The sequence below is a fragment of the Bradyrhizobium erythrophlei genome (genome assembly GCF_042430365.1).
GTDB classification, from domain to species: Bacteria; Pseudomonadota; Alphaproteobacteria; order Rhizobiales; family Xanthobacteraceae; genus Bradyrhizobium; species Bradyrhizobium erythrophlei.
The window spans coordinates 22267-28564 of record NZ_JBHMET010000124.1 but is presented as its reverse complement, the minus strand read 5'-3'; the positions used below and the strand labels follow the sequence as shown (position 1 = coordinate 28564).

At 63.8% G+C, this 6298-nt stretch carries 5 protein-coding genes; 3 read left to right on the top strand and 2 right to left on the bottom strand.

Annotation, left to right across the window (positions count from 1 at the left end):
* Positions 1 to 373 precede the first annotated feature (373 nt).
* From ACFFWD_RS18670 to ACFFWD_RS18660, 3 genes are all read left to right on the top strand, one after another.
* Positions 374 to 1300 carry an SMP-30/gluconolactonase/LRE family protein gene (locus ACFFWD_RS18670; RefSeq protein WP_376967689.1) on the top strand — a complete coding sequence of 309 codons (927 nt, stop codon included), beginning with the start codon at positions 374 to 376 and terminating at the stop codon, positions 1298 to 1300.
* A gap of 121 nt (positions 1301 to 1421) precedes the next feature.
* A complete protein-coding gene (locus ACFFWD_RS18665; protein WP_376967687.1) occupies positions 1422 to 2015 on the top strand; it encodes a GNAT family N-acetyltransferase in 594 nt (197 codons plus the stop codon).
* Positions 2016 to 2043: 28 nt separating this feature from the next.
* On the top strand, positions 2044 to 3687 hold the full coding sequence (locus tag ACFFWD_RS18660) for a GMC family oxidoreductase (RefSeq protein ID WP_376967685.1): 1644 nt from the start codon (positions 2044 to 2046) through the stop codon (positions 3685 to 3687).
* A gap of 116 nt (positions 3688 to 3803) precedes the next feature.
* On the opposite strand, the gene ACFFWD_RS18655 is transcribed toward ACFFWD_RS18660, so the two are convergent.
* Positions 3804 to 5306 carry a flavin-containing monooxygenase gene (locus tag ACFFWD_RS18655; protein ID WP_376967683.1) on the bottom strand — a complete coding sequence of 501 codons (1503 nt, stop codon included), beginning with the start codon at positions 5304 to 5306 and terminating at the stop codon, positions 3804 to 3806.
* Positions 5307 to 5384: 78 nt separating this feature from the next.
* The gene (locus ACFFWD_RS18650) at positions 5385 to 6227 is read right to left on the bottom strand and encodes an AAA family ATPase (protein ID WP_376967681.1); all 843 of its coding nucleotides are present in this window, start codon (positions 6225 to 6227) and stop codon (positions 5385 to 5387) included.
* Positions 6228 to 6298 lie beyond the last annotated feature (71 nt).

Genomic DNA, 6298 nt, shown 5'->3' with positions numbered 1-6298 from the left:
ACAGGGCCCATGGGTGCAATCGGCACCCGGCTTTCCCTGCGCCCTCTGTTCTTCAGAGAGGCGAAATCAAAGGCAAACCTCGGGCGATTCCTGCCGCGAGAACGCGAAAGTGCGTCTTGAAGCGACATTTTCACGCCGTCATTGCGAGGAGCGACAGCGACGAAGCAATCCATCGTTCCGCATATGCCGAGCGATGGATTGCTTCGCTTCGCTCGCAATGACGGGGAGGGAGAAGCTACCGTTAGCGCCGGGCTGCCCTGCGGGCGGGTTGCTTGGCAAGCTGGAGCGACTTTGTCATAACGGGATGAAACAACATGTTGCGCGTGCGGGGCTTGATGCGATCCGCCGGCAGCCAATGAGCCGGGAGGATGCCATGGCCAATATCCGTGTTCTTGCCACCGATCTGGAATTTCCAGAAGGGCCGGTCGTCATGCCGGACGGGTCGGTCGTCCTGGTCGAGATCCGCGGCCAGCGCCTGACCCGCATCTCACCCGACGGCCGAAAGGACGTGGTCGCGAAGCTTCCGGGCGGGCCGAACGGCGCGGCGCTCGGCCCCGACGGCAAGATGTATGTCTGCAACAATGGCGGCTTCTCCTGGATCCCGACCAAGAACATGATCATGCCGGGGCCGCAGCCCGAGGATTATCTCGGCGGCTCGATCCAGCGGGTCGACCTGCAGTCCGGCAAGGTCGAGACCGTCGTCTCCAAATGCGGCGAGCATGCGCTGCGTGGGCCGAACGACCTCGTATTCGACAAGCACGGCGGTCTGTGGTTCTCCGACCTCGGCAAGCGGCGCGCCCGCGACATGGATGTCGGCGCGTTCTACTATCTCAAGCCCGGCATGAGCGAGATCGTCGAAGCCGTGCACGGCATCCTGCCGGCCAACGGCATCGGCCTGTCGCCGGACGAGAAGACCGTCTACATCGCCGAGACGCCGACGGCGCGGCTGTGGGCCTACGAGGTCTCCGAGCCCGGCACCATCAAGCCGCGCGACGTGATCTATCGCGGCGAGCGCGGCAAGCCGATCGCGGGGCTCGGCGGCTACCAGATGTTCGACTCGCTCGCGGTGGAGGCGGGCGGCAATATCTGCGTGGCGACGCTGATCTCGGGCTGCATCTCGGTGATCGCGCCCGACGGCACTGTTGTCGAGCAGGTGCCGACCGGCGACCGCGTCACCACCAACATCGCCTTCGGCGGCCCCGAGCTGAAGACCGCCTATATCACGCTGTCCGGCAAGGGCGAGCTGATCGCGATGGACTGGCCGCGCGGCGGCCTGCCGCTGAATTTTCTGAACACGTGACCGCGACAGGTGATAGACCTCGTCATTGCGAGCGAAGCGAAGCAATCCATGCAGCCACGTCCTCGGACGGAATGGATTGCTTCGTCGCTTCGCTCCTCGCAATGACGGAAAGGATAAGAAAATGCCCTGGCTTGAACCCGTCACCCTTCGCGGCGCGCATGCGCGGCTGGACCCGTTGTCGCACGATCATCGCGACGGGCTGATCGAGGCCGTCAAGGACGGCGAGCTCTCGAAACTCTGGTACACCTCGGTGCCGATGCCCGAGAACATGAGCAAGGAGATCGACCGCCGGCTCGGCCTGCAGGCGGCAGGTTCGATGCTGCCGTTCACCGTATTCGATGCCGAAGGCCGGATCTCCGGCATGACCACCTACATGAACGTCGATACGCCGAACCGCCGCGTCGAGATCGGCTCGACCTGGTACGCCAAGCGTGTGCAGCGCAGCGCGGTCAACACGACGTGCAAACTGCTGCTGCTGACCCATGCCTTCGAGAAGCTCGATTGCATCGCGGTGGAATTCCGCACGCACTTTTTCAATCACCAGAGCCGGCGCGGCATCGAGCGCCTCGGCGCCAAGCAGGACGGCATTTTGCGCAGCCACCAGATTGCGCCGAATGGCACGTTGCGCGATACGGTGGTTTACAGCATCATCGCCAGCGAATGGCCGACGGTGAAGGCTCATCTCAACTATCAACTCAACGACAAGCCGCGGTGACATCAGTCATCGCGCTAGAAACGACACGATGGATACGTTCGATTATGTGATTATCGGCGCAGGCTCCGCGGGGAGCGTGCTGACCAACCGCTTGAGTGAAGACGCTGCTGTCAGGGTCTGCGTGCTGGAGGCGGGACCGAGCGACTGGCATCCCTACATCCATTTGCCGGCCGGCTTCATCAAGACCTTCCACATGAAGAGCATCAACTGGGCCTACCAGCAGGAGGTGGGGCCGTGGACCGGCGGCCGCAGCATCTATGCGCCGCGTGGCAAGACGCTCGGCGGCTCGTCGTCGATCAACGGCCACATCTACAACCGCGGCCAGCGCCAGGATTTCGACACCTGGGCGCAGATGGGCAATCGCGGCTGGGGCTATCCTGACGTGCTGCCCTATTTCAGGCGGATGGAGCGGCGGGTCGGCGAGGGCGACGACACCTATCGCGGGCGTGACGGCAATCTCACCGTCACCACGATGGACTGGAATGATCCGCTCTGCGAAGCCTTCATGGAGGGGGCGGTCAGCCTCGGCATTCCGCGCAACCCCGATTACAACGGCAGGATCCAGGAGGGCGTCTCCTACTGCCAGCGCACCATCCAGAACGGCCTGCGCGTCAGCGCGGCGACCGCGTTCCTGCATCCGGCGCGCAAACGGCCGAATGTCGATGTGCGGACGCATGCGCATGTCACCAACATCATCTTCGAGGGCAAGCGCGCGGTCGGCGTGCGCTATCTGCGTGGCGGTAAGGGCGGTGAGCCGGTCGAGCTGCGCGCCAACAAGGAAGTGATCCTGTCCGGCGGCGCCTACAACTCGCCGCAGGTGCTGCAGCTCTCCGGCGTCGGGTCGCCCGACCTGTTGAAGTCGCACGGCATCGAGGTGCGGCACGCGCTGGCAGGCGTCGGCGAGGGCTTGCAGGATCACTACGCGCCGCGTTCGGTGGCACGGGTAAAGAACATCCGGACCATCAACGAGCTTCGCCGCGGCGTGAGCCTCTGGGTCGAGGCGCTGAAATGGGCGACGACGCGGCGCGGCCTGTTGTCGCTGTCGCCGACCATGGTCTACTGCTTCTGGCACTCGGGCGAGACCAGTGAGAGCTCCGATTTGCAGCTCACCTTCACGCCGGCGAGCTACAAGGAAGGCGTGCAGGGCCAGCTCGAGGACGAGCCCGGCATGACGGTGGCGTCCTGGCAGCAGCGGCCGGAGAGCCGCGGCTATGTCCGGATCCGCTCCGCCGATCCGTTTGCGCCGCCGATCATCCAGACCAACTATCTGGCCGAAGAGATCGACCGCCGCGTCGTCGTCGCCGGCATGAAGCTGGCGCGGCGGCTGCTCACCTCCGAGCCGCTCAAGCCGTATTACGCCTATGAGGATTTCCCCGGTCCGAAGGTGCAGAGCGACGACGAATTGCTGGCGGCTGCGACCGAGCGCGGCACCACCACGTTCCATCCCGGCTGCACCTGCCGGATGGGGCCGGCGGAGGCGCCATGGGCTGTGGTCGACGACGAGCTCCGCGTGCACGGCATGCAGGGGCTTCGCGTCATCGACGCCTCGATCATGCCGCGGATGATCTCGGCCAACCTCAACGCCGCCACGCTGATGATCGCCGACAAGGCCTCCGACCTGATCCGCGGCAAGACGCCCGAGGCCGCGGCGAAGCTGCCGGAGTATGCGTGAGGGGTTTCGTCATTGCGAGCGAAGCGAAGCAATCCATATCTCCCCATAATGGGTACATGGATTGCTTCGTCGCTTCGCTCCTCGCAATGACGAGGTGGAGATAGCGAGAAGGAGACTCAGCCGTAGACGAACGCCTTGTCCTCGAGGTCGATCGCCGGGAATTCGTCTTTCTCGGCCCAGTAGTCCTGGTTGTGCTGCCACTCCGGCTTGTCGCCGCGCTTCGGCAACAGGTGCATGCCGCGCATCATGTAACCGGGGTTGAAGTTTTCCGGATCAATCCACGGCAGCAGCGGCATGTTGTGATCTTCCGGCCGCAGCGCGGGCGTCACCTTGTCCGCGCCGGTCTTCTTCATGTGCGTGAGCATGCGGCAGACGAAGTCGGCGACGAGGTCGACGCGCAAGGTCCAGCTCGCGCGGAAATAGCCGAACACCCAGACGAGGTTCGGCACGCCGGTGAACATCATGCCGCGATAGGTCACGGTGTCGGCGAAATCGAGCGGTTTGCCGTCGATCTCGAAGTCGATGTCGCCGTTGGCCGAGAGGTGGAAGCCGGTCGCGGTGATGATGATGTCGGCCTCGAGCTCCTTGCCGGACTTCAGCAGGATGCCCTTCCCGGTGAAACGGTCGATCTCGTCGGTGACGACCGACGCCTTGCCGCCCTTGATGGCCTGGAACAGGTCGCCGTCCGGAATGAAGGCGATGCGCTGCCGCCACGGCCGATAGCGCGGCGTGAAGTGGGTCGCGATGTCGTAGTCCTTGCCGAGATAGGCCTCGACCGCGGACAGCAGGTCCCTCTTGGCGCCCTCAGGCTCGGCGAAGGTCCTCTTGGTGAACGCATCCTGCTCGAACAGGATCTTGCGGCGGGTGATCTCGTGGATCCAGTGCTCGTCGACCTGGAGCTTGCGCAGCTCCTCGGCGATCTCGATCGCGTTGCGGCCGGTGCGGAAATAGGTCGGCGAGCGCTGCAGCATGGTGACGTGGCCGGCGTCCTTGGCCATCGCCGGGATCAGGGTTGCGGCGGTCGCGCCGGAACCGATCACGACGACGCGCTTGCCCGTGTAGTCGAGATCCTCGGGCCACTTCTGCGGATGGATGATCGGCCCCTTGAACTTGGCCATGTCGGTCCATTCCGGCGTGTAGCCCTCGGCGTGGCGGTAATAGCCCTGGCACATCCAGAAGAAGTTGGTGGTGAAGCGCAGCTTCTCGCCGGTGTCGATGCGCGTCGCGTCGATGGTCCAGAGATTGGTCTCGTTCGACCATTTCGCCGCGGTGATGGTGTGGCGATAGCGGATGTGGCGGGCGAGGTCGTTCTCCTCGATCACCTCGCCCATGTATTTCAGGATCTCCGAAGCGCTTGCGATCGGCGCGCTGGTCCACGGCTTGAAGCGATAGCCGAAGGTGTGGAGATCGCTGTCGGAGCGGATACCGGGGTAGCGGTGGGTGGACCAAGTGCCGCCAAACGTCTTCTGCGTCTCGAGCACCACGAAGCTGGTGCCCGGGCATTGCGTGGTCAGGTGGTAGGCCGCGCCGACGCCGGAGATGCCGGCGCCCGCGATCAGGACGTCGAAATGTTCTGTTGTGACCGGCTCGGCGGCACTGATTTTGGTTTGGACGTTCATCTTCCCTGGTCTTCTTGTTGGTTGCGGCGGGCAAGCAAAACGCCGGAGCCAAAGCCCCGGCGCATGCGGATGTCGAAACTAGACTTCGCGGCGGCTCAGGAACGCCAGCCGCTCGAACAGATGCACGTCCTGCTCGTTCTTGAGCAGCGCGCCGTGCAGCGGCGGGATCAGCTTGCGTGGGTCGCGTTCCCGGAGCATTTCCGGGGTGATGTCCTCGTTGAGCAGCAGCTTGAGCCAGTCGAGCAGTTCCGAGGTCGAGGGCTTCTTCTTCAAGCCCGGCACCTCGCGCACCTCGAAGAAGATGCGCAGCGCCTCTTCCACCAGCCGCTTCTTGATGCTGGGGAAGTGCACGTCGACGATCTTGCCCATCGTCTCGGCGTCGGGGAACTTGATGTAGTGGAAGAAGCAGCGGCGCAGGAACGCGTCCGGCAGTTCCTTCTCGTTGTTCGACGTGATCATGACGATCGGGCGCAGATTGGCCTTGATGGTCTCGCCGGTCTCGTAGACGTGGAATTCCATCCGATCGAGCTCGAGCAGCAGGTCGTTGGGGAATTCGATGTCGGCCTTGTCGATCTCGTCGATCAGCAGCACAGGGCGCTTGCCGTTGGTGAAGGCGTCCCACAGCTTGCCGCGCTTGATGTAGTTCTTGATGTCGGAGACGCGGCTGTCGCCGAGCTGGCTGTCGCGCAGGCGCGAGACGGCGTCGTACTCGTAGAGGCCCTGTTGTGCCTTGGTGGTGGACTTGATGTGCCAGGTGAGCAGCGGCGCGTCGAGCGCCTTGGCGACTTCCTCGGCCAGCACGGTCTTGCCGGTACCGGGCTCGCCCTTCACCAGGAGCGGGCGCTCGAGCACGATGGCGGCGTTGACGGCGACCTTAAGGTCATCGGTGGCGACGTAGTCCTTGGTTCCCGTAAATTTCATCTATCTCTTAGCCTTGTTTCGTTCGTTGGCCGTTTCGGCCTTAACTTGGGCCTCAACATGAAACGACCGCT

Coding starts and splice junctions, on each gene's coding strand:
- ACFFWD_RS18660 (WP_376967685.1), top strand. CDS start 2,044: ATGGATACGTTCGATTATGTGATTATCGGCGCAGGCTCCGCGGGGAGC.
- ACFFWD_RS18655 (WP_376967683.1), bottom strand. CDS start 5,306: ATGAACGTCCAAACCAAAATCAGTGCCGCCGAGCCGGTCACAACAGAA.
- ACFFWD_RS18650 (WP_376967681.1), bottom strand. CDS start 6,227: ATGAAATTTACGGGAACCAAGGACTACGTCGCCACCGATGACCTTAAG.
- ACFFWD_RS18665 (WP_376967687.1), top strand. CDS start 1,422: ATGCCCTGGCTTGAACCCGTCACCCTTCGCGGCGCGCATGCGCGGCTG.
- ACFFWD_RS18670 (WP_376967689.1), top strand. CDS start 374: ATGGCCAATATCCGTGTTCTTGCCACCGATCTGGAATTTCCAGAAGGG.